Origin of the sequence: Microbacterium sp. CBA3102 (genome assembly GCF_007954505.1) — a bacterium.
GTDB lineage: Bacteria > Actinomycetota > Actinomycetes > Actinomycetales > Microbacteriaceae > Microbacterium > Microbacterium aurugineum.
This window is the reverse complement of sequence record NZ_CP042412.1, coordinates 428,174-451,207: the sequence shown is the minus strand read 5'-3', so window position 1 is coordinate 451,207 and position 23,034 is coordinate 428,174. Positions and strand designations below refer to the sequence as shown.

Sequence of the window (23,034 nt, the reverse complement as noted above, 5' to 3'; positions counted from 1 at the left end):
CGGCGTCGCCGCACGACGGAAGGAGATCCATGGCAGAGGCATTCATCGTCGATGCGGTCCGCTCGCCTGTCGGTCGGCGCGGGGGATCGCTCGCCGGAATCCACCCGGCGGATCTGGGCGCACACAGTCTGACCGCGCTGGTAGAACGCACGGGCATCGACCCCGGCGCGATCGATGACGTCGTGCTCGGTGCGATCGATGCGATCGGCGGGCAGTCGGGGAACGTGGCGCGCACGGCCGCCCTGGTCGCCGGATTCCCTGAGCACGTGCCCGGGGTCACGATCGATCGCCAGTGCGGCTCGAGCCAGCAGGCTGTGCACTTCGCGGCGCAGGCCGTGATGAGCGGGATGAGCGACCTCGTGGTCGCCGGCGGCTTGCAGAACATGTCGCAGGTGCCTCTGACCGCCGCGGCGACCGTGGGTGAGGCGTACGGCTTCACGACGCCGTACGCGGAGTCCCCCGGGTGGCGGGCGCGCTACGGCGATCAGGAGATCTCGCAGTTCGCCGGTGCGGAGCTGATCGCCGAGCAATGGGACATCTCCCGCGAGGAGATGGAACAGTTCGCCCTCGAGAGCCACCGTCGCGCAGCCGTCGCGCAGGACGAGGGTCGCTTCGCGAATGAGATCACGCCGTTGAACGGGCTCGACCACGACGAGGGCGTGCGCCGGGACACGAGTCTGGAGCGGATGGCCGGACTCGCTCCGTTGCGGGAGGGCGGGCGGATCACCGCTGCTGTCTCATCACAGATCAGCGATGCTTCCAGCGCCGTACTCATCGCGAGCGAGCGTGCGGTCCGCGAACACGGGCTCACACCTCGCGCGCGCATCCATCAGATGACGGTGCGGGGCGCGAGCCCCGTGCTCATGCTCACCGCGCCCATCCCGGCGACCCGGAGAGCTCTGGAGCGTGCGGGCCTCGGCGTCGCCGATATCGACCTGTTCGAGGTGAACGAGGCATTCGCCCCCGTGGTGCTCGCCTGGATGCGTGAGCTGGAGGCTCCGCATGAGAGGGTCAACGTCAACGGGGGAGCCATCGCGCTCGGTCATCCGATCGGGGCGACCGGCACGAGGCTGTTGACGACACTTCTGAACGAGCTCGAGCGCACCGGTGGGCGGTACGGCGTGCAGGCGATGTGCGAGGGCGGTGGCGTCGCCAACGTGACCATCATCGAGCGCCTCTGACGTGGTGCATGCGGGATCAAGAACGTGCCTGCGAGGGATGTGCGAGGTGCGAAATCGATCCCGCACGGGCGCGCCGCGTCAGGGTCGGACGAAGCGGACCTCGGTCAGCGTCTCACCGAGGAACGGCTCGGTGTGCGATGCGCCGTCGAGGTGGAAGCCGTTGCGCGTGTAGAAGCGGTGAGCGCGGGGGTTGTCCTCCGCGACCCACAGGTACAGCGGCTCGTCCTTCTCGACGGCGGCGTCGAACAGCTTCTGGCCGATACCGGTCGAGTGCCAGGCGTCGAGCAGGTAGATGAAGTAGAGCTCGCGGAACGCCGGAGCATCCTTGTCGCGGGCCGGTCCCGAACCGACGAAGCCGACGATCTCGCCGTCGACGAGCGCGGCGTTCATCTTGAAGTCGGGGCCTTGCGAGGCCCAGTGCGTCCAGAGCTCGGCCATCCGCCGCGGCGAGACCTTCTCGAGCGCTGCCTTGCTGATCAGGTGGTCGTAGGTCTCGTGCCAGCACTGGGCGTGCACGCGACCGAGGGCTTCCGCATCCACATCACGGACCGGACGGACGATGACTTCAGGCTGGGCTTCGGCGCTCATGTTCGTGACTCTACGCGCGGCGTCCGCGAACAGGAAATCGAGCGGAGGCCCACGGAGACGGGGCGTCACGGGATGGAGGGTTCGCACAACGATGTTCGTGATTCGTGCGCGTCTGGCTACGATCGATCCTCGTGAACGTGATCTGGCGGACCCTCCTGGTGATCCTCGGCGCTCGCCGCCGCGTGCGACGGGGGAAGACCCTCGACCCGACGGCGGTGGGCAGCATCACCCTGACGACGCTGCCGACCGACCTCGACATCCTGCGCCATATGAACAACGGTCGCTACCTGTCGCTGTTCGACCTCGGGCGCTGGGACCAGCTGATCCGCACCGGACTGTTCGACGCCATGAAGGACCGCGGCTGGTACGCGGTCGTCTCCAGCGAGACGGTCACGTTCCGCAAGTCGCTGCAGCTCTGGCAGCGGTTCGAGGTGCAGTCGCGCTTCATCGGGCACGACGACAAGGCCCTCTTCCTGGAGCACCGGGCCGTGGTCGACGGCGAGGTCTACGCCCGCGCGATCGTGCGCGCCCGGATGCTGCGTCGCACCGGGGGCACCGTCAGCAACGAAGAGCTCTTCGCCGCGGTCGGCAAGCCCGACGGTGTGCCGGAGATCGACGCCTGGGTGCACGACTGGGCCGCGGCATCCGCCCTCCCGCCCGTGCGCGTGAAGGCTCCGAGCGTCTGGGGCTGAGCCGCTCTCGCCGCGATCTCCTCCTCTGCTTTCCGTAAGAACCTCGCTTCTTTCCCCGGCACAGAGCCGAAAGAGGGCTGTTCCCGACGGCCCTCTCAGTACTCTGAGCGGGAAGTCAGGGGCGCGGACGCCCCGGTGATCCCGTCGACGCAGACGGGTGGAGGAGGAAGCAGTGGCAGTCATCGGCATCGTGCGGGAGCCCGCGGGCGAAGCACGGGTCTCGGCCACCCCGGCGACCATCGCGTCGCTCGGCAGGCTGGGACACACGGTCAGGGTCGAACGAGGAGCAGGAGCGGCAGCGTCGTTCCCCGATGCGGACTATGAAGCCGCCGGTGCCGTGCTCGTGGACAGGGCGGAGGCGTGGGGGAGCGAGATCGTGCTCGCGATCACGGCGCCCGGACCGGAGGAGATCGCCCTCCTCGCCGACGGGGCGACCCTCATCGCGCTGCTGTCGCCGGCACTGCGTCCCGACCTGGTCGAGGCTCTCGCCCAGCGCAGGATCACCGCGGTCGCTCTCGATGCGGTGCCCCGCATCTCACGGGCGCAGTCCATGGACGTGCTCAGCTCGATGGCGAACATCGCCGGTTATCGGGCGGTCGTCGAAGCCGCCCACGAGTTCGGCCGCTTCTTCACGGGCCAGGTGACCGCCGCCGGCAAGGTGCCTCCGGCGAAGGTGCTCGTCGCGGGAGCCGGAGTCGCGGGGCTCGCGGCCATCGGTGCGGCGTCGAGCCTCGGAGCCGTCGTCCGCGCCACCGATCCGCGCCCCGAAGTCGCCGACCAGGTGACCTCGATCGGGGGGACGTACCTCCCGGTCGACGTCGAGGTCGCCGCGTCCACCGACGGCTATGCGAAGGCGACGAGCGCGGACTACGACCGACGGGCCGCCGAGATCTACACCGAGCAGGCGGCCGACGTCGACATCATCATCACGACCGCCCTCATCCCCGGGCATGCGGCACCGCGCCTGATCACGGCGTCCGATGTCGCCCGGATGAAGCCCGGCAGCGTGATCGTCGACATGGCCGCGGGGCAGGGCGGCAACGTCGAAGGGTCCGTCGCGGGCGAACGCATCGTCACCGACAACGGCGTGATCATCCTGGGGTACACCGATCTGGCGTCACGCCTGGCCTCCCAGGCATCACAGCTCTACGGCACGAACCTGGCGAACCTGGTCGCCCTGCTGACGCCCGCGAAGGACGGACGGCTCGTGATCGACTTCGACGACGTGGTGCAGCGTTCGGTCACCGTCGTCCGCGACGGGGAGGTCACCTGGCCGCCGCCCGCCGTGCAGGTCGCCGCCGCGCCGGCTGCGAGAGCCGCCGCGGATCCCGTCGAGGTCGCCCCTCCGAAGAAGATGTCGACGGCGCGCCGGGTGACCCTGATCGTGCTGGGCATCGCCGCCCTCTTCGCCGTGAACGCGTTCGCACCCGCGCCGCTTCCGCAGCACTTCACCGTGCTCGTGCTCTCGGTCGTGATCGGCTTCTCCGTGATCGGCAAGGTGCACCACGCGCTGCACACCCCGCTCATGTCGGTGACGAACGCGATCTCCGGCGTCATCGTCGTCGGCGCGATGCTGCAGGTCACGTCACCGATCCCGGTCGTGCAGGTGCTCGCGACGATCGCCGTGCTGCTGGCATCCATCAACATCTTCGGAGGATTCGCGGTCACCCGCCGGATGCTCGCGATGTTCACCCTCGGGAACTCCGCGAAGGGTGGCCGGAAATGACCATCGACGCGTTCGTCGGAGCGGCGTACATCGTCGCCGCCCTGCTGTTCATCCTGAGTCTCGCCAGCCTCAGCCGCCACGAGTCGGCACGCGCGGGGGTGGTGTACGGCATCGCCGGCATGACCATCGCGCTCGTCGCGACCGTCGCCCTCACCGTCGCCGACGCCTGGAGCACCGGTGCGTTCCTCGGTCTCGGCCTGCTGGTGGCCGCCGTGCTGGTCGGTGCAGCCATCGGGCTCTGGCGGGCCAGGGTCGTCGAGATGACGGGGATGCCCGAGCTCATCGCGCTCTTGCACAGCTTCGTCGGTCTGGCAGCCGTGCTCGTCGGCTGGAACGGTTACCTCGCGCACCCGGAGCTCGCCCCCGAGCTCGTCGGCATCCACAACGCCGAGGTCTTCATCGGGATCTTCATCGGCGGCGTCACCTTCACCGGATCGATCGTCGCCTACCTCAAGCTGTCGGCCAGGATGTCGTCCGCGCCGCTCATGCTCCCCGGCAAGAACGGCCTGAACGTCGGCGCGCTCGTCGCCTTCGTCGCGCTCACCGTGTGGTTCGTGAACGACCAGCAGCTCTGGCTCCTGATCGCGGTCACCGTGCTCGCGTTCGCCCTCGGCTGGCATCTGGTCGCTTCGATCGGCGGTGGCGACATGCCGGTCGTCGTCTCGATGCTCAACAGCTACTCGGGTTGGGCGGCCGCCGCGGCGGGTTTCCTCCTCAACAACGACCTGCTGATCGTCACGGGTGCGCTGGTCGGCTCGTCGGGTGCCTACCTGTCGTACGTGATGTGCAAGGCCATGAACCGCTCGTTCCTCTCCGTCATCGCGGGCGGTTTCGGGATCGCCGCGCCGTCCGCGGACGACACCGAGTACGGTGAGCACCGCGAGATCACCGCCGAGGGGGCGGCCGAGATGCTCGTCGCCGCAGGCAGCGTCGTGATCACGCCCGGCTACGGCATGGCCGTCGCTCAGGCGCAGTACCCGGTGGCCGATCTGGTCCACAGGCTCCGCGAACGCGGGGTGGACGTGCGGTTCGGCATCCACCCGGTGGCCGGGCGTCTTCCCGGTCACATGAACGTGCTGCTGGCCGAGGCCAAGGTCCCGTACGACATCGTTCTCAGCATGGACGAGATCAACGACGACCTCGCGTCGACCTCGGTGGTGCTGGTGATCGGGGCGAACGACACCGTGAACCCGGCTGCGGCCGAGGACCCGGGCAGCCCCATCGCCGGGATGCCGGTGCTCAAGGTGTGGGAGGCCGAGAACGTCATCGTGTTCAAGCGCTCGATGGCCGCCGGCTACGCGGGGGTGCAGAATCCACTGTTCTTCCGCGACAACGCCTCGATGCTGTTCGGTGATGCCAAGCAGCGGGTGGAGGACATCATCGCGGCGCTGTGACCTCGGTTCCGAATCGCGCGATCGACGCCATCCGAGAGGGAAAAAGCGACCGATTGCGCGATTCGAACGGCCGAGGGATCCTGCTCCCGACCTAGGCTGAAATCCATGGCCGACACCCCGCCGGATGCCGTGGCATCCGCACCCCTCGCAGACCGCGCCGTCGAGCTCGCTCGGCGGTGGGCGATCGAGGCCGCGGCCGTCGAACCCGACCCCGCGGCCGCCCGGCTCGCGGGGGTGTTGCAGGACGCGAACGGCCTCCCGTTCACGCTCGGCTTCGTCGACGGCGTGATGCGCCCCGAAAGCCTGACCGCTGCCGCCTCGCAGTTGCGCCGGATCGCTCCGATCGTGCCCGAGTTCCTCCCGTGGTACCTGCGTTCCGTGGTGCGCCTCGGCGGAGGAGTGGCCCCCCTCCTCCCCGCACCCGTCGTGCCGATCGCCCGCAGGGTGCTGCGCGACATGGTCGGGCACCTCGTCGTCGACGCCCGCCCCGCGAAGCTCGGCGCCGCCATCGAGCGGATCGCCGCGGACGGTTCCCGGCTCAACCTCAACCTGCTCGGCGAGGCGGTTCTGGGCGAAGCGGAGGCGCGGCGTCGCCTCGACGGCATCCACGAGCTCATCCAGCGACCGGACGTCGACTATGTCTCGGTCAAGGTGTCCGCCATCGTCAGCCACCTGTCGATGTGGGCGTTCGACGAGGTCGTCGACGAGGTCGTCGAACGGCTTCTGCCGCTGTACCTCACGGCCGCGGGGGACGGCACGTTCATCAACCTCGACATGGAGGAGTACCGCGACCTCGATCTGACCATCGCGGTGTTCACGCGCCTCCTGGAAGATCCGCGTCTGGCCGGACTCGAAGCCGGGATCGTGTTGCAGGCCTACCTCCCCGATGCACTGCCCGCCCTGCAGGAGCTCACCGCCTGGGCGCAGGATCGCGTCGCGCACGGCGGGGCCCGCATCAAGGTGCGGCTCGTCAAGGGTGCGAACCTCGCGATGGAGCGGGTCGAGGCGCGGATGCATGGATGGGAACCCGCGACCTACGACACGAAGCTCGACACCGATGCGAACCACCTGCGCTGTCTGGACTGGGCACTGCGACCCGAGCACACGGCGGCGGTGAAGATCGGCGTCGCCGGACACAACCTCTTCGGCATCGCTTACGCCTGGCTCCTCGCCGGTGAGCGCGGTGTCCGGGAGGCCGTCGAGTTCGAGATGCTCCTCGGGATGGCGCAGGGGCAGGTGCAGGCCGTTTCCCGCGAAGTCGGTCCGGTGCTGCTCTACGTGCCCGTGGTGGAGCCCGCCGAGTTCGACGTCGCGATCAGCTACCTGGTGCGGAGGCTGGAGGAGAACGCCTCTGCGGAGAACTTCCTCTCCGCGGCGCTCCGGCTCGGCGAGGACGAGTCGCTGTTCGTGCGCGAGCAGGACCGGTTCCTCGATGCACTCGATCGCGCCGCCGATCCGACTCTCCGCACCGGACCGCGTCGCACCCAGGACCGGCACGCCCCCGTGCACGAGTCCGTGCGGCCCGTCCCGTCGGCTCCCGCCCCGGAGACCGACCTCACCAAGGCGGTGCTCGGCATCTCCCGCGGATCCGACGACGGCGGACGGGAGGCCTTCCTCGAGACGGCCGTGTACTCCGCCCGCGAACTGGAGCACGACGCGGGCGGCGCTCCGGGGTTCGTCAACACGGCCGACACCGACCCCGCCCTCCCCGCGAACCGCGACTGGGCGCGCGAGGTGCGCGAGCGCATCCCCGGGTCCGATCTCGGCGCCGCGACGGTCGCTGCCGGGCGGGTCGACGATGCCGCGGCGTTGGACCGGATCGTGCAGGGCGTCCGCCGCGCCGCTCCCGCCTGGGGCGGACGACCCGCTGCGGAGCGGGCCGAGGTGCTGCTCCGCGCGGCGGCAGCGCTCGAAGGGCGGCGGGCGGATCTCATCGAGGTCGCTGCCTCGGAGACCGGAAAGGTCTTCGCGGAGGCCGACGTGGAGGTGAGCGAGGCGGTCGACTTCGCCCGCTACTACGCCGCGAAGGCACGCGAGCTCGACGCGATCGCCGGGGCCGTCTTCGTGCCGTCATCCGTGACCGTGGTCACCCCGCCGTGGAACTTCCCCCTCGCGATCCCGGCGGGCGGGGTGCTCGCCGCGCTCGCGGCCGGTTCCGGCGTGGTCTTCAAGCCCGCCCCGCAGGCACGTCGTTGCGCCGCCGTCATCGCGGAGACGCTGTGGCAGGCCGGCATCCCTCGTGATCTGCTCGCGCTGGTCGACGTCGAAGAGGGCGATCTGGGTCGCGACCTCATCACGCACGAGGCGGTCGATCGCGTGATCCTCACGGGGGCGTGGGACACGGCGGCGCTGTTCCGCTCCTGGCGTCCGGACCTCCCGCTGCTCGCGGAGACCAGTGGCAAGAACGCGATGATCATCACCCCGTCCGCCGACCTCGATCTCGCGGTCGCCGATCTCGTCAAGAGTGCCTTCGGCCACGCCGGTCAGAAGTGCTCCGCCGCCTCGCTGGCGATCCTGGTGGGCCCGGTCGGCCGGTCCCCGCGGTTCGCGCGCCAGCTCGCGGATGCCGTGCGCTCGCTGCACATCGGTCCGCCGACCGATCCGCTGGCCGAGGTCGGGCCGGTGATCGAGCGACCCCACGGCAAGCTCGCCTGGGCGCTGAGCGAGCTCGAGGGGGAGGAGCAGTGGCTGATCGAGCCTGCGCTCGCCGAGGGCGATGACGGCAGCGGACGACTGTGGCGACCCGGTATCCGCGTCGGAGTGCAGCCGGGGTCACGCTTCCACACGGAGGAGTTCTTCGGCCCGGTGCTGGGGGTCATGCATGCCCCCACCCTCGCGAAGGCCATCGAGATGCAGAACGCGGTCGCCTACGGCCTCACCGCCGGGCTGTACACGCAGGACCCGGACGATCTCGCCCTGTGGCTCGATCGGGTCGAGGCGGGGAACCTGTACGTGAACCGCGGCATCACGGGCGCGATCGTGCAACGGCAGCCGTTCGGTGGGTGGAAACGGTCTTCGGTCGGTCCCGGCGCGAAAGCGGGCGGGCCGAACTACCTGATCGGACTGGGGTCGTGGCGCTCGCAGGCGGGCGGCCCGGCGTCCAGCACGCTGCACCTGCGCGGACTGGACTCCCGCATCACGGCTCTGATCGAGTCGGCGCAGTCCTCGCTCGCCTACGAGTCGTTCGAGTGGCTGCGTCGATCGGCGCTGTCCGATGCGCTGGCCTGGGACCGCGAGTTCGGGCAGGTGCGCGACGTGTCGCACCTCGATGTCGAGCGGAACCTGTTCCGCTACCGTCCGGTGCCGGTCGAGGTCCGCGCGACGGCGGATGCGGGACTGCAGGAGCTGCTGCGCGTCGTCATCGCCGGTGTGCGCGCCGGAGCGGCGTTCGTCCTCTCGACTCCGGTCGGGCTGCCCGCCGATGTGCGTCGCGCGCTCGGCGATCTCGACGCCCCCGTGTTCCTGGAGAGCGACGACGAGTGGCTGCAGCGCCTGCAGCGGCAGGACGCTGGTCCCGAGGGCGTCGCGCTTCCGGTGGCCGACCGCGTGCGGCTGGTCGGCGGTCGTGAAGGGGTGGCCGCGCTGCGCGCGAAGCTCGCCACTGCCTCCGCCGGCGATCCCGACCTCGCGGTGTACGACGGCGAGGTGACGGGCGCGGCCCGCATCGAGCTGCTGCCGTTCGTGCACGAGCAGTCGATCTCGATCACCGCACACCGCTACGGCAACCTCGACCCGTGGAGCAGCGACGTGATCTGACGCGTCTCACGCCCCATCCGTCCCTCCGGTCCCGTGGCGTCCCTCCGTTCCCGTGGCGTCCCTCCGTTCCGGTGGCGTTCCTCCGTTCCGGTCGCGATATGGCACCCGTTTCCCTCGAATAGGGCGCCATATCGCGACCGGAACGGGGGAGAACACTCCGGATGTAAAGAATTCTTGACACACGCATACCGCGGACGTACGCTGAGTGTGTCAAGAATCTTTTACATCGGAGGCGTCATGGTCTACGAAGAACGCAATGCCTGGTCGGGGCTCATCGTCAGCCCGATCGTGATGGTCGTGTACGTCGTGCTGGTGCTTCAGCAGGCCGGGGGAGGACCGCTCACCGACGTCGACTGGTTCCCGCTCATGCTGTGGGTGATCGGTGGCGGCATCGTCGCGACCATCGTCCTCAGCATCGTCTGGGGGATCATCGCCGGGATGACGGATCCGGACGGGGTGGGTCGCTCGGACATCCGCGACCGCGACATCAGCCGCATGGGCGGACGGGTCGAGCAGGCCTTCGTCGTGGTCGCGGGACTCGGAGTCATCGCGCTGTGCGCCGTCGGAGCCGACGTCTTCTGGATCGCGAACACCATGTTCGCGGGCTTCGCGGTGTCGGCGCTCGTCGGCGGCATCGCGCGGGTGATCGCCTACCGGCGAGGACTCGTCTGATGGTCAAGCCCACCCGCGTCTCGAACACCATCCGTGTGCACCGCGAACAGGCAGGACTCACCCAGGCCGAACTCGCACGCACGGTCGGTGTGACGCGCCAGACGCTCATCGCGATCGAGCAGCAGAAGTACTCGCCGACGCTCGAGCTCGCCTTCCAGATCGCCCGCGCGTTCGGTGTGGGCCTCGACGACATCTTCGAGTATCCCGACACGTCAGGAGCATCCGCATGAACCGGTCGATGCAGGCATGGTCCCGGGAGACCTACGGGGCGGCCGACGGCGTGACGCTGCAGAGCATCCCCGTCCCGACGCCCGGTCGGGGGGAGGTGCTGCTGCGGGTGCGCGCCACAGCCCTGAACGCGGGCGATGTGCGTCTCCTCCTCGGTGATCCGCTGCTCGTCCGGCCGGTGTACGGCCTGACCCGTCCGAAGCATCCGGTGCGCGGTATGGAGGTCGCCGGCACCGTGGTCGCACTCGGGCCCGATGTCGTGGGCGCGGAGCTGGGGGAGGACGTCGTCGGAGAGCTCGTCGGCGGCGGAGGCCTCGGCGAATACGTGAGCGTGCCGGCCTCACGGCTCGTGCCGATCCCGCCCGACATCGCGCCCGAGTCCGCCGCGTGCCTTCCGGTGGCCGGGGGGACTGCGTGGCAGGCGCTCGACCTCGCCGGGGTGGGGCTCGCGCATGCCGGGACGCCGCGCGTCCTCATCATCGGCGCCTCGGGTGGTGTCGGTACCTTCGCCGTGCAGCTCGCGGCGCTCCGTGGCGCCGAGGTCTGGGCGACCTGCCGTGCCCGCAACGCACCGCTGGTCGAGCGGCTGGGCGCCGTCCGCACCTTCGATCACCGGGAGTCCCCGCTGGCCGACCTCCCCGCCGGACGGTTCGACGCGATCGTCGACATCGCCGGGGGGATGCCGCTGCGGGAGCTGAAGCGCCTCGTCGCTCCCGGCGGCACCGTGGTGCTGGTCACGGGAGACGGCGGACACGTGCTGGGCCCGATCCCCCGGATGCTGCGCGCGGTGTTCCTGTCGATCGGATCGCGGAGCATCCGTCCCCTCGCCGCGACTCCGCGTCCGGAAGTGCTCGCGAAGCTCCTCGAACTCGTGGCCGACGGACGTGTGGTTCCCGTGGTCGAACAGGAGTACCCCTTCTCGGAGGCCGCCACCGCCCTGTCCCGCATCGCGGCCGGTCATACGGTCGGCAAGCTTGTCGTCACCGGCTCCTGAACCGACCCGCGCGGTGCTCTGGCGGCATACAGGCGGCGGGTGACACAATGGACCCCGGCGTGCCCGAGTCGCATCTTCCCCGACGCCCGCTCTGAACGAGCGAAGGGTCGAAGGACCGCCGGGCCCCTGGACAGCGTCCGCCGCGCCCGTCCTCCGAGGAGAGCACCCATGTCGACGCCTGAAGCCGCCGTCTCCCCGCCCCCGCCCGCACCGCGCACCACCGCCGCTACCTGATGTGCAAGCCGGAGCACTTCACGGTCAACTACTCGATCAACCCGTGGATGGAGCCGACCAGGCCGACCGACACCGCCAACGCGGTCGCGCAGTGGCAGAAGCTCCACGATCTGTACATCGAGCTGGGCCACGAGGTCGAGCTCATCGATCCGCTCCCCGGATACCCCGACATGGTCTACACGGCCAACGGCGGGTTCCTCATCGACGGTCGCGCCTACGTGCCCGAGTTCCGCTTCGTCGAGCGTCAGGGCGAGTCCCCGGCCTTCGCCGACTGGTTCCGTGCCGCGGGCTTCGACACCGTGATGCCGAAGGAGGTCAACGAGGGTGAGGGCGATTTCCTCCTCGTCGGCGACGTGATCCTGGCCGGCACCGGCTTCCGGTCGACGGGAGACAGCCACCGTGAGGTCGGCGAGGTCTTCGGCCGCGAGGTCGTCTCGCTCACCCTGGTCGACCCGCGCTTCTACCACCTCGACACCGCCATCGCCGTGCTCGATCCGGTGCAGGGCGCGGAGAACGGCGGCCCCGAGCGCGCGAACATCGCGTACCTTCCCGGTGCCTTCGACGACGCCAGCCGCGCGATCCTCGAAGAGCGATTCCCCGACGCGATCCTCGTCTCGGATGAGGACGGTTCGGTGTTCGGCCTCAACTCGGCGAGCGACGGCTACAACGTGGTCATCTCGCCGCGTGCGAAGGGCTTCGAGAAGCAGCTGCGTGAGCGCGGGTACAACCCGATCCTGATCGACCTCTCCGAGCTGCTCCTCGGCGGTGGCGGGATCAAGTGCTGCACGCTCGAGCTGCGGGGTGCGAAGTGACCGCCCTCGACGAGACCACCACCGCGGGCACCGAGCCGCACGTCGCGCACAACTATCACCCGCTGCCCGTGAACATCGCCCGCGCCGAGGGTGCCTGGGTGACGGATGTGGAGGGCAAGCGCTACCTCGACCTGCTCGCTGCGTACTCCGCCGTGAACTTCGGCCACCGGCATCCGGCCCTCGTCGCGGCGCTCACCGAACAGCTCGGACGCGTCACGCTCGTCAGCCGCGCGTTCCAGAGCGACCGGCTCGAACCGTTCGCCGCGGCACTCGCCGAACTCGCGGGCAAAGACCTCGTGCTGCCGATGAACACCGGGGCCGAAGCCGTGGAGACCGGCATCAAGGTCGCCCGCGCCTGGGGATACCGCGTCAAGGGCATCGCCGAGGGCAAGGCGCGCATCATCGTCGCGGCCGGGAACTTCCACGGTCGCACGACCACCATCGTCAGCTTCAGCGACGACGAGACGGCTCGCGACGACTTCGGTCCGTACACGCCCGGTTTCGACGTCGTGCCCTACGGGGACGCGGACGCGATCGCCGCGGCCATCACCGACGAGACGGCGGCCGTGCTCGTGGAGCCGATCCAGGGCGAGGCGGGTGTCGTGATCCCGCCGGAGGGCTACCTGCGCCGCATCCGTGAGATCTGCGACGAGAAGAACGTGCTGTTCATCGCCGACGAGATCCAGGCGGGCCTGGGACGGGTGGGGGAGACCTTCGCGTGCGACCGGGAAGGTGTCGTCCCCGACCTGTACCTGCTCGGCAAGGCCCTCGGCGGCGGCCTGCTTCCGGTCTCGGCCGTGGTCGGCGACGCCGACGTGCTCGGCGTGATCCGGCCCGGCGAGCACGGCTCGACCTTCGGCGGGAATCCGCTCGCCGCGGCCGTGGGCCTGCGCGTGGTCGAGATGCTGCAGACCGGCGAGTTCCAGGAGCGGGCGCGTGCGCTCGGCGCTCACCTGGATCAGGCGCTTCAGCCGCTGATCGGCCACGGTGTGACGGCCGTGCGCATCGCGGGGCTCTGGGCAGGCGTCGACATCGACCCGGCGAAGGGTACCGGACGCGAGATCGCCGAGAAGCTGCTCGAGCGGGGTGTGCTCGTCAAGGACACGCACGGGCAGACCATCCGCATCGCGCCGCCGCTCGTGATCCGCGCGACCGAGCTCGACTGGGCGGTGGAGCAGCTCAAGCTCGTGCTGGCCTGAGCCCCTGCCACGCTCAGGCGGGCGGGGAGTCCGGGTCGAGCGTCTTCAGCGAGTCCTCCTCGGCCTCGTTGTCCGCGTCGAGCTGCTCCTCGGTGTTCTCGTCACCGCCGAGCGCCGAGCGATGGCCCTGACCTGCGTCGCCTTGGATGGCGCCACCGGTCGACTCGCCCCGGGAGCTGTCGCCCTGGATCGCTCCGCCGGTGCCGTCGCCCTGGCCCGAGTCCTCGTCCGGGACGGCGGTTTCCGGTGCGCCCTCTGCCGGGTCCGTCGAGTGGGGGGTGCGTTCCGTGTTCTCATCCATGCGACGACGATACGTACGGCCGGGGCAGCCGTGGAGGGCGTTGACAAACCCGGCGCGGAGGGTCAGCGATCGTCGTCGCGGTTCTTCGGGCTGCGGATCGGCGTGGTCACGGCGGCTTCGTCGCTGAACTCGATCGGGTCCACCTCGACGACCCGCAGCGGACGGGTCTCGTCGAGGGTGAGCAGGAATCGACGGTTCTCGGCGCGACGCAGGCGCCCCGAGGTCGCGACCCAGATGACGCCGATCGCGCACGCGACGAATCCGGCTGTGCCACCGAGCATGATGGCCGCGCGCGGTCCGAAGACGTCGGCGACCCACCCGGCGATCGGCGCGCCCACGGGCGTCGATCCCATGATCACAGCCATGTAGAGGGCGAGCACCCGTCCGCGCAGGGTCGGTTCGGTCGTGATCTGCACGTAGCCGTTCGCGGTCGTCAGCAGGGTCACGATCATGAACCCGGTGAACGTCAAGGTGACGGCATAGGACGCGTAGGTCGGCATCGCGGAGGAGACGAACGCGGCGATGCCGAACCCTCCGGCCGCGAGGATGACGACCCGCACCCTGGCCCTGTCGCGGCGCGCCGCCAGCAGCGCGCCGATGAGGGAGCCGATCGCGAGAACGGAACTGAGGACGCCGTAGCCGTCGGCCCCGGCGCCGAACTCGAGCGCCATGGTCGAGGCGAAGATCGGGAAGTTCATGCCGAACGCGCCGATCAGGAACACCGTGACGAACACCACGCGCAGATCGCTGCGGCCCCATACGTATCGGAAGCCGTCGGCGAGGCCGCCGCGACTGCGGCTCTTGAGGCGGGGCGCGAGGAGGCCCGTGCGCAGCATCGACAGGGCGAGGATCATCGCGAGGAAGGTCGCGGCGTTCACGATGAAGACCCAGCCGGAACCGATCGCGACGATCAGCAGACCGCCGACCGCCGGGCCGATCATCCGCGCCAGGTTGAACGACGCCGAGTTCAGGGCGACCGCGTTGGAGGTGTCGCCGGTCGAGACCATGTCGGAGACGAAGGCCTGTCGGGCGGGAGCGTCGAAAGCGTTCACGATGCCGAACCCGAGGGCGAAGCCGAACATCATCGGCAGCGTCATCAGGCCGTTCAGCAGCAGCACGCCGACCGCGACGGCCAGGGCGAGCAGCGCCGACTGCGTGGCGAACAGGATGTGTCGTCGGTCGAACCGGTCGGCCACCCAGCCGGTGAGGCTCACCAGCACGAGCGGCGGCCCGAACTGCAGGGCCATCGTGACGCCCATCGCGGTCGCGTCGTTGTCGGTCAGCTCGGTCAGCACGACCCAGTCCTGGGCTGTCGCCTGCATCCAGCCGCCGACGTTGGAGACCAGGGCTCCGGCGAACCAGATCCGGTAGTTGATGTTCGCGAAGGAACGGAACATCGCGCTCATCGCTCCACCACCCGTCGCATCAACGCGCTCGCTTCGCGCAGCGTGGTGAGTTCGTCCTCGGTGTAGTCCACCTCGCGCAGCATGTCGGCCAGCAGCTCGTCGCGCCGCCGGATGGTCTCGGCGACGATCTCGATGCCGGCGTCGGTGATGTCGACCTGCACGCGTCGACGGTCGTCTTCGTCGGGGGTGCGCACGACGAAGCCCTGTTCCTCGAGGCCGTTGATCGTGCTGGTCATCGAGGGCGCCGTCACCCGCTCGCGCTCGGCGAGGGTCGAGATCGTGCGGCGACCGTTCATGCGCAGGTCGGCGAGCACCGCGAGCTGCGCGTCGCCCATCGAGTCCGCGGCCCGTGCGCACCGGAGGCGCCGAGCCAGGCGGAAGGTGGCCATACGCAGGTCTGTGGCGGTGAGGTGGAGGGATTCATCGGACGCAGACATTACTTAGATAGCCTATCTAATTTTCTGGCGCTCTGGTGCGGCCGAGGCCGGGCACAATGGAGGGGTGACCCGAACGATCGCTCTCGAAATCGCCGTGCAGGACCCCGCAGGAGTGCGCATCGCCGCAGAAGTCGGCGCCGACCGCGTCGAGCTTGCGACGGCCCTCGCCCTCGGTGGGCTGACCCCGTCGCCCGCGACCGTCGAGCTGTCGGTCGAGGCGGCCGGACAGACCGGCCCCGAGGTGCATGTGCTGATCCGGCCGCGCGCCGGCGGCTTCCACTACTCCGAGGATGAACTCGCCGTCTCCGAGCGCGACGTCCGTCACGCGATCAGCGCCGGTGCGAGCGGGGTGGTCATCGGCGCGCTCGACGCCGAGGGACGCCTCGACCTGTTCGCCATGGCACGGCTTCGTGACGCGGCCGGGGGAGCCCCCGTCACGCTGCACCGTGCCATCGACATGACCGCGGACCCGGTCGCGACGCTGCGCAGCGCCCGCGAGCTCGGTCTGCGCCGAGTGCTCACCTCGGGCGGCGCGTCCGCCGCGATCGACGGCATCGGCACTCTGCGTGCTCTCGTCGCCGCAGCCGAGGGGGAGATCGAGGTCATGGCAGGCAGCGGGGTCGACGTCGACAGCGCCCCCGTGCTCGCGGGCGCCGGCGTCGACGCGCTCCACTTCTCCGCCAAGCGGGCCGTGCTCGAAGACGGCGGCGTGCGGATGGGATCGGCCTCCGATGGGGTCGGCGGCTACGAGGTGACCGACCGCGACACCGCGTTCGCGATCCGGGATGCGCTCGCGCGGTAGCCGCTCCTCCGTGCTCTCGATAGGCTCGCACCGTGATGGATACCCGCGAGTTCACCGATGCCTATGGCGTCGACATCGTCTATGACGTCCATCCTGCGGACGGGACGCCCCGCGGAGTCGTGCAGCTTCTGCACGGCGTCGGGGAGCACGCCGGGAGATACGGCGCCCTGATCGGGGCTCTCACCACCGCCGGCTTCCACGTGTACGCCGATGACCACCGGGGCCACGGCCGCACCGGCATCCGTCAGCACGGCGGCCCCGAGAAGCTCGGACGCCTGGGCAAGGGCGGGTTGCGCGCGGCCGAGGAGGCCGTCTGGCAGCTGACGGGCATCATCCGTGCGGAGAACCCCGATCTGCCGCTCGTGCTGCTCGGGCATTCCTGGGGCTCGTTCCTGGCGCAGATGCTCGTCAACGACCATCCCGAAGCCTGGGACGCCGTCATCCTCTCGGGGTCCGCACTGCGGATGCCGGGGTCGCTCAACGCAGCGCCCCTGAACGCGCGGTGGGCCGGCGAGGGGGCCACCGGCCTCGAATGGCTCAGCCGTGACCCGGCCGTGTGGGCCGCTTTCGACGAGGATCCGCTGACCACCGACGTTCCGCTCCTCAAGCTCTTCGGTCCGATCGAGGCGGCGAAGCTCTACGGCCGGCCCGCGAAAGACCTCGGCCACGACATCCCGATGCTGCTGCTGGTCGGGCGCGACGACCCGGTGGGCGGCCCCCGCAGCGTGCACAAGCTCGCCGACGAGTACCGCAACCGGTCCGGACTCACCGACGTCACGACGCTGGTCTATCCGGACGCGCGCCACGAGATCTTCGCGGAACTGCAGCAGGACGAGGTGCGAGCCGACGTGCTCTCCTGGCTCGACAAGCACATCCCCGCGCGCTGACGGCTTCTTCCCCGGCGGTGCGGGATCGAAAACGCGCCTGAGGGGTGGGTGCGAGGCGCGAAATCCATCCCGCACGGGCCCCGCGGGCGGAGTTCCGCGCCTTAAGCTGGAACCGTGCACGGTGAATACAAGGTTCCAGGCGGAAAGCTCGTCGTCGTCGACCTCGAGATCGAGGATGACCGGATCTCTCGCTTCCGCCTCGCCGGCGACTTCTTCCTCGAGCCGGACTCGGCGCTGGACGACATCGACGCCGCCGTCAACGGGATGCCCGCCGAGTCGGATGCCTCGGCCATCGCCGCCGCCGTCCGCGGAGCCCTGCCCGACGGTGCACAGCTGCTCGGATTCACCCCCGAGGCCGTCGGCACCGCGGTGCGCCGCGCGCTCGTGACCGCTCCGGGATGGCGTGACTTCGACTGGGAGATCGTGCACGACGCGGCCGTGTCGCCCCGGATGAACCTGGCGCTCGACGAGGTTCTGACCTCACGCGTCGGCGAGGGACGACGTCGTCCGACTCTGCGCATCTGGGAATGGGACGAATCGGCCGTCGTGATCGGGTCGTTCCAGTCCTACCGGAACGAGGTCGATCCGGAAGGCGCTGCGAAGCACGGGTTCGACGTCGTCCGCCGCATCTCCGGTGGCGGGGCGATGCTCATGGCCGCCGGGCAGATCATCACCTACTCGCTCTACGTGCCGGCGTCCCTCGTCGCGGGCATGACGTTCGCCGACTCCTACGCGTTCCTCGACGACTGGGTGCTGCAGGCCCTGCGGTCGCTGGGCATCGACGCGGTCTACCAGCCGCTCAACGACATCGCGAGCCCGACCGGCAAGATCGGGGGTGCCGCGCAGAAGCGACTCGCGAACGGGGGAGTGCTGCACCACGCCACCCTCTCCTACGACATCGACGGTCAGATGATGACCGAGGTCCTGCGCATCGGGCGCGAGAAGCTCAGCGACAAGGGCACCACGTCGGCGGCCAAGCGGGTCGATCCGCTGCGCACGCAGACCGGGCTCGAGCGTGCGGAGATCATCGAGCGCTTCAAGGACACCTTCCGCTCGCTGACCGACGCGGAGACCGGATCGGTGACGGCGGACGAGTACGCCGATGCCGAGGCCCTCGTCGCTTCGAAGTTCGCCACCGAGGCATGGCTGCATCGGGTGCCGTGACGGCTCCGGAGCCTGACCTCCCGACCCCGATCACCGGTGCGGTCACGATCATCGAGGGCGACAACCTCGTGGTCGCGGCCACTCTGCCGTCGGCGTCCTTCACGCTCGTGTACCTCGATCCGCCGTTCAACACCGGTCGCACGCAGGAGCGCCAGGTCGTGACCGCGCGACGCTCGTTCACAACTCCGCAGGAATCCGTGGCGGTCGCGGAGCCCGGTCCGGAATCCGGCGGTGCCGAGGGTGTGAGCAGTGCAGAACTGAGGAGTTCTGAACCGGGGCCCGCCGTGCCCGAGACCGAGGTGCGCCACGGATTCCACGGCCATGCCTACGAGCGGGTGCGCGGAATCCTCCGTGCCTACGACGACCGCTTCGACGACTACGGTGCCTTCCTGATGCCGCGGCTCGAGGAGGCGTGGCGACTGCTCGCCGACGACGGCACCCTCTACCTGCACCTCGACTACCGGGAGGCGCACTACGCGAAGGTGATGCTCGACGCGGTGTTCGGGCGCGACTGCTTCCTGAACGAGCTGATCTGGGCGTACGACTACGGCGCGAAGTCGCGCAGTCGCTGGCCGACCAAGCACGACACGATCCTGGTCTACGTGAAGAACCCTCGGGCGTACGTCTTCAACTCGGACGAGGTCGACCGCGAGCCGTACATGGCCCCCGGGCTCGTGACTCCCGAGAAGGCGGCTCGCGGCAAGCTCCCCACCGACGTGTGGTGGCACACGATCGTGCCGACGACCGGGCGCGAGAAGACCGGCTATCCGACGCAGAAGCCCGAAGGGATCCTCCGGCGGATCGTGACGGCCTCGAGCCGCCCGGGCGATCGGGTGCTCGATCTGTTCGCGGGCAGCGGGACGACCGGCGCGGTGGCATCGGCGCTCGGTCGCGATGCCGTGCTCGTCGATGACAACCCCGAGGCGATCGGGATCATGAGGGCGCGGATGCCGCACGCCGAGGTGACACCCCTCGACGCGGGATCACACCGGGCGTAGCAGCACGAGGAACTGTTCGATCTCGGCGGCCATGTCGAGGGAGGGATCGAGCATCCACGCGGTCTGGAGCCCGTCGGCCAGGGCATGCAGCGAGCGGACGACCCAGGCCGGATCGAGGTCGGCTCGGAGGAGGCCGGCTTCCTGGTCGGCGGCGACCTGCGCGCGCGTGAAGGCTTCGATGCGGTCGGTGCGCTCACGGAAGTAGGCATGCGCGGGGTGCGAGGGGTCTCCGGCCTCCGCGGCCAGCTGGGCATACAGCTGGACGAGGCCCGGCACGGATGCGTTGTGACGCATGATCGCGAGGAAAGCTGCGGAGGCGTCTTCGGCCGCGTACTGCTGCTGGTCCCGGTCGTCTCGGGCGCGCAGGATCGCGACGAACAGCTCTTCCTTGGAGCCGAAGTAGTGCAGGAGTCCGGCGGGGCTGAGTCCCGCTGCATCCGCGATCTCGCGGACGGAAGCCTTCCGGTATCCGTGTTCGGCGACGACGGCGAGCGCCGCGTCGAGGATCTCCTCGCGCTTCGCCACGCCCTTGGCGTAGGCCCCTCGTGTCGACATGGCCCCAGGGTATCCGTCGTGTCCGGATCACGAAAACCAAACATCGTTCGTGAATGTCTTGCGGCAGGGGCTGCCGATCTGCCAGCATGTCCGATGAATACCGAACATTGTTTGGTATTCATACGCAACCGCTCAACGAGGAGCCGACATGTCCCTTCCCCCTCTCGACCCGGCCGCCGAACTCGCCCCGACCGGCACGATCCGCTCAGCCCCGCCCGCAGCCGGAGAACCGGCGGCGAGCCCGCCCGCGAACCGGCGACTGCTGCCCAGCCTGCTGATCGCCTCGCTCACCCTGTTCGCCACCTATGGCGGTCTCATCGCGATCCTCCTGCCCAGCCAGGTGCTGATGATCGACGAGGCGAACAAGGTCGGCAACCTCGCCGTCGTCACGACGATCTCCTTCGTGTTCACGCTGTTCGCGCAGCCGATCGTCGGCGCCTTGAGCGACCGCACGCGCTCGCGCTTCGGGCGCCGCGTGCCGTGGATGGTGCTCGGCGCCATCGTCGGCGGTGTCTTCCTGTTCGGCATGGGGTCCCTGACGGACATCCTCTGGATCACGGTGTTCTGGGTGATCATCCAGGTGGCGTTGAACTTCTTCCAGGCGCCCCTCACCGCGATCACCGCCGACCGCTTCCCGCGCTCGAAGCGCGGCGGAGCGAGCGCGATGATCGGACTCGGCACGCAGGTCGGCATGACGGTCGGCGTCATGCTCGCCGGTGCCTTCGCCGCGCAGATCGGCGTCGGCTACGCGGTGTTCGGCGGAGCCGTGATCGTGGTGGCGCTGCTGTTCGCGTTCGTGAACCGGGACTGGTCCTCGCAGCACGCTTCGGTCGATCCGTTCCGCTGGAGTGCGTTCTTCAGGGGCTTCTGGATCGATCCACGCCGTCACCCGGACTTCGCGTGGGCGTTCACGGCTCGCTTCCTGCTGATCCTCGGCTACTTCGTCGTCAGCGCCTACCAGCTCTACATGCTCACCGACTACATCGGGCTGCCGCTCGCGGATGCGCAGGGCGCCGTCGTCACCCTGACCCTCGTGGCCTTCGTCCCGACGCTGATCGCGATCGGCCTGTCCGGATGGTGGAGCGACAAGGTCGGTCGTCGCAAGGTGTTCATCTACGTCGCCTCCGCGGTGATGGTGGTGGGTCTGGCGATGCCCGTGCTGCAGCCGAACATGACGGGGATGATCCTGATGAGCGTCATCAACGGCATCGGGTTCGGTCTGTACATGTCGGTGGATGCCGCGCTGATGACCGAAGTGCTGCCGAACGAGGGGGTGTCGGCGGGCAAGGATCTCGGCATCCTCAACGTCGCGACCAACGTGCCGCAGGCGCTGAGCCCGGCGATCGGCGGAGTCATCATCACGTCCCTCGGGGGCTATGCGATGCTCTTCGTCTTCGCGATCGTGTTCGTGATCCTCGCCGCCGTCGCGACCGCACCGATCAAGGGAGTGCGCTGATGACCAGGAATGACCGGGAGAATGCTGTGATGACCGATACCGAGTTCGAGACGGCCGCCGATTTCGTCGAGGTGGACACCACCGCAGGACGGGTGCGTGGTCGCTGGCGCCCGACCACGGGAGGGCGGGGCAACCCGCGGACGGCGGCCTTCCTCGGCATCCCCTTCGCAGAGGCACCGACCGGCCCGTTGCGCTTCCAGGCTCCGGTGCCCAAGGCGCCGTGGGACGGCGTGCGGGACGCGCTCGAGTTCCCCGCCACCGCACAGCGCGGCGACCCAGGGGTGACGCTCATTCCCGAGCCGAGCATCGAGGGCGACTCCACGCTCAACGTGAACGTCTTCACCCCGAGCCCGGAGACCACTGAGCAGGTGACCGGTCTTCCGGTGCTCGTCTGGATCCACGGCGGCGGCTACTTCGCGGGCTCCCCGGCGAGCCCCTGGTACGACGGCCGGAACTTCAACCGCGACGGCGTGGTGACCGTGTCGCTCTCGTACCGTCTGGGATTCGACGGCTTCGGGTGGATCGAGGATGCGCCGTCGAACCGCGGTGTGCGCGACTGGCTGCTCGCCCTGGAGTGGGTGCAGCAGAACATCGCCCGGTTCGGCGGGGATCCGTCGCGGGTCACGATCGCCGGGCAGTCCGCCGGGGGTGGGGCCGTGCTGACCCTGCTCGGCATGGAGAAGGCGCAGCACCTGTTCCACGGGGTCTACGCGATCTCCGGAGCCCTCGCCGATGTGGCTCCGGCGCGCGCGGAGGAGTTCGGTCGGGGGCTCGCCGCGTCCGCCGGGGTGGAACCGACCGTGGCCGGGTTCTCGTCCCTCGCCGAAGACCGCATCCTCGAACTGCAGAAGAAGGCGACCGAGCTCGGCCCCGATGCTCTCGGCAGCGTGGTGGAGGACGGCCTCCCGCTCGGCCCGGCCGTCGACGGCGATCTGCTCGTGCGTCCTACCCGGGAGTCGATCGCCGCGGGTGTCGGCGCGGATAAACCTCTCGTGCTCGGCGCGACCGATGACGAGTTCACCATGGTGTTCGCGGGGGCCGAGAAGAAGCTGCGCTGGGTGCCGCGGTCGCTTCTGTTGAGGCGGCTCGGGCTGCCGAAGAGCGCGCGGCGGGCGTACCTGGCCGCCAACGCCGACATCACCGGACTCGGCAATGCCCGCGTGGGCGGTCGGCTGCTGACCGACCGCATGTTCCGCACGGCGCTGCTCAAGGTCGTGGCCGACCGCGGTGACGCGCCGACCTGGCTGTACCGGTTCTCCTGGCCGTCCGGACACTTCGGCTTCGCCGAGCACTGCCTCGACGTGCCGTTCTTCTTCGACTGCCTCGACGGTCCGGCCATGGAGCCGCTCGCCGGACCGAACCCTCCGCAGGAGCTGGCCGATGAGGTGCACGGGGCCGCCGTCGCCTTCATCACCACCGGCGACCCGGGCTGGCCGCGCCATCACGGGGCCGCGGGCATCGCGCGGGTCTACGACGTCCCCACGCGCGACGTCGCCGACGCCTATGCCTCCGTGCGACCGCTGCTCGGCTGACATCGGCCGACGCACCGGGG

At 69.6% G+C, this 23,034-nt stretch carries 21 protein-coding genes; 16 read left to right on the top strand and 5 right to left on the bottom strand.

The features are described from left to right. Nucleotides 1-29 precede the first annotated feature (29 nt). Nucleotides 30-1,181 carry an acetyl-CoA C-acetyltransferase gene (locus FGL91_RS02290; protein ID WP_131493986.1) on the top strand — a complete coding sequence of 384 codons (1,152 nt, stop codon included), beginning with the start codon at nucleotides 30-32 and terminating at the stop codon, nucleotides 1,179-1,181. Between the two features lie 78 nt (nucleotides 1,182-1,259). Here the strand turns inward: FGL91_RS02290 and FGL91_RS02285 are convergent, their stop codons facing one another. Then, the gene (locus FGL91_RS02285) at nucleotides 1,260-1,769 is read right to left on the bottom strand and encodes a GNAT family N-acetyltransferase (RefSeq protein ID WP_165875492.1); all 510 of its coding nucleotides are present in this window, start codon (nucleotides 1,767-1,769) and stop codon (nucleotides 1,260-1,262) included. Between the two features lie 131 nt (nucleotides 1,770-1,900). Here FGL91_RS02285 and FGL91_RS02280 point away from each other — a divergent pair, with 131 nt between their 5' ends. The 9 genes from FGL91_RS02280 to rocD all read left to right on the top strand — a co-directional run bounded on the left by FGL91_RS02280 (nucleotide 1,901) and on the right by rocD (nucleotide 13,476). Next, nucleotides 1,901-2,461 carry an acyl-CoA thioesterase gene (locus tag FGL91_RS02280; protein WP_047523568.1) on the top strand — a complete coding sequence of 187 codons (561 nt, stop codon included), beginning with the start codon at nucleotides 1,901-1,903 and terminating at the stop codon, nucleotides 2,459-2,461. Nucleotides 2,462-2,633: 172 nt separating this feature from the next. After that, nucleotides 2,634-4,187: a Re/Si-specific NAD(P)(+) transhydrogenase subunit alpha gene (locus FGL91_RS02275; protein WP_153242947.1), complete on the top strand. Its 1,554-nt coding sequence runs from the start codon at nucleotides 2,634-2,636 to the stop codon at nucleotides 4,185-4,187. Then, nucleotides 4,184-5,581, top strand: a complete 1,398-nt coding sequence (gene pntB, locus FGL91_RS02270) for a Re/Si-specific NAD(P)(+) transhydrogenase subunit beta (RefSeq protein ID WP_131493992.1) — start codon at nucleotides 4,184-4,186, stop codon at nucleotides 5,579-5,581. Before FGL91_RS02275 ends, pntB begins: the two co-directional genes overlap by 4 nt. A 105-nt stretch (nucleotides 5,582-5,686) precedes the next feature. Beyond that, the gene (locus tag FGL91_RS02265) at nucleotides 5,687-9,337 is read left to right on the top strand and encodes a proline dehydrogenase family protein (RefSeq protein WP_153242946.1); all 3,651 of its coding nucleotides are present in this window, start codon (nucleotides 5,687-5,689) and stop codon (nucleotides 9,335-9,337) included. Nucleotides 9,338-9,574: 237 nt separating this feature from the next. Further along, nucleotides 9,575-10,009, top strand: coding sequence for a hypothetical protein (locus tag FGL91_RS02260; protein ID WP_047520337.1), 435 nt, complete (start codon nucleotides 9,575-9,577; stop codon nucleotides 10,007-10,009). Further along, nucleotides 10,009-10,239, top strand: coding sequence for a helix-turn-helix transcriptional regulator (locus FGL91_RS02255; protein ID WP_047520335.1), 231 nt, complete (start codon nucleotides 10,009-10,011; stop codon nucleotides 10,237-10,239). Before FGL91_RS02260 ends, FGL91_RS02255 begins: the two co-directional genes overlap by 1 nt. Then, on the top strand, nucleotides 10,236-11,231 hold the full coding sequence (locus FGL91_RS02250; RefSeq protein ID WP_153242945.1) for an NAD(P)-dependent alcohol dehydrogenase: 996 nt from the start codon (nucleotides 10,236-10,238) through the stop codon (nucleotides 11,229-11,231). The genes FGL91_RS02255 and FGL91_RS02250 overlap by 4 nt, the downstream gene beginning before the upstream one ends. A 233-nt stretch (nucleotides 11,232-11,464) precedes the next feature. After that, complete coding sequence (gene ddaH, locus FGL91_RS02245) at nucleotides 11,465-12,277, top strand: dimethylargininase (RefSeq protein ID WP_153242944.1); 813 nt, start codon at nucleotides 11,465-11,467, stop codon at nucleotides 12,275-12,277. Further along, nucleotides 12,274-13,476, top strand: a complete 1,203-nt coding sequence (gene rocD / locus FGL91_RS02240) for an ornithine--oxo-acid transaminase (RefSeq protein WP_153242943.1) — start codon at nucleotides 12,274-12,276, stop codon at nucleotides 13,474-13,476. The genes ddaH and rocD overlap by 4 nt, the downstream gene beginning before the upstream one ends. A 13-nt stretch (nucleotides 13,477-13,489) precedes the next feature. Here rocD and FGL91_RS02235 read toward each other — a convergent pair whose 3' ends face one another. The 3 genes from FGL91_RS02235 to FGL91_RS02225 form a co-directional block, all read right to left on the bottom strand. After that, nucleotides 13,490-13,777, bottom strand: a complete 288-nt coding sequence (locus tag FGL91_RS02235) for a hypothetical protein (RefSeq protein WP_047520327.1) — start codon at nucleotides 13,775-13,777, stop codon at nucleotides 13,490-13,492. A gap of 62 nt (nucleotides 13,778-13,839) precedes the next feature. Further along, nucleotides 13,840-15,174 (bottom strand): MFS transporter, encoded by a 1,335-nt coding sequence (locus tag FGL91_RS02230; protein ID WP_052193302.1) that lies wholly within the window; start codon nucleotides 15,172-15,174, stop codon nucleotides 13,840-13,842. 5 nt (nucleotides 15,175-15,179) lie between these two features. Continuing rightward, a complete protein-coding gene (locus FGL91_RS02225; protein ID WP_153242942.1) occupies nucleotides 15,180-15,620 on the bottom strand; it encodes a MarR family winged helix-turn-helix transcriptional regulator in 441 nt (146 codons plus the stop codon). 64 nt (nucleotides 15,621-15,684) lie between these two features. Here FGL91_RS02225 and FGL91_RS02220 point away from each other — a divergent pair, with 64 nt between their 5' ends. The 4 genes from FGL91_RS02220 to FGL91_RS02205 all read left to right on the top strand — a co-directional run bounded on the left by FGL91_RS02220 (nucleotide 15,685) and on the right by FGL91_RS02205 (nucleotide 19,471). After that, nucleotides 15,685-16,422, top strand: coding sequence for a copper homeostasis protein CutC (locus FGL91_RS02220; protein WP_153242941.1), 738 nt, complete (start codon nucleotides 15,685-15,687; stop codon nucleotides 16,420-16,422). Between the two features lie 35 nt (nucleotides 16,423-16,457). Continuing rightward, complete coding sequence (locus FGL91_RS02215; protein WP_131494368.1) at nucleotides 16,458-17,309, top strand: alpha/beta fold hydrolase; 852 nt, start codon at nucleotides 16,458-16,460, stop codon at nucleotides 17,307-17,309. A gap of 114 nt (nucleotides 17,310-17,423) precedes the next feature. Beyond that, a complete protein-coding gene (locus FGL91_RS02210) occupies nucleotides 17,424-18,473 on the top strand; it encodes a lipoate--protein ligase family protein (RefSeq protein ID WP_153242940.1) in 1,050 nt (349 codons plus the stop codon). Further along, nucleotides 18,452-19,471, top strand: a complete 1,020-nt coding sequence (locus tag FGL91_RS02205) for a DNA-methyltransferase (RefSeq protein WP_131494362.1) — start codon at nucleotides 18,452-18,454, stop codon at nucleotides 19,469-19,471. Before FGL91_RS02210 ends, FGL91_RS02205 begins: the two co-directional genes overlap by 22 nt. Here FGL91_RS02205 and FGL91_RS02200 read toward each other — a convergent pair. After that, nucleotides 19,457-20,026 carry a TetR/AcrR family transcriptional regulator gene (locus FGL91_RS02200; RefSeq protein WP_131494361.1) on the bottom strand — a complete coding sequence of 190 codons (570 nt, stop codon included), beginning with the start codon at nucleotides 20,024-20,026 and terminating at the stop codon, nucleotides 19,457-19,459. The two genes, FGL91_RS02205 and FGL91_RS02200, sit on opposite strands and share 15 nt — an antisense overlap. Nucleotides 20,027-20,174: 148 nt before the next feature. Between FGL91_RS02200 and FGL91_RS02195 the strand changes: the two genes are divergently transcribed. After that, the gene (locus tag FGL91_RS02195; protein WP_131494360.1) at nucleotides 20,175-21,482 is read left to right on the top strand and encodes an MFS transporter; all 1,308 of its coding nucleotides are present in this window, start codon (nucleotides 20,175-20,177) and stop codon (nucleotides 21,480-21,482) included. 29 nt (nucleotides 21,483-21,511) lie between these two features. Next, a complete protein-coding gene (locus tag FGL91_RS02190) occupies nucleotides 21,512-23,014 on the top strand; it encodes a carboxylesterase/lipase family protein (protein ID WP_153242939.1) in 1,503 nt (500 codons plus the stop codon). The last annotated feature ends 20 nt before the right edge of the window (nucleotides 23,015-23,034 follow it).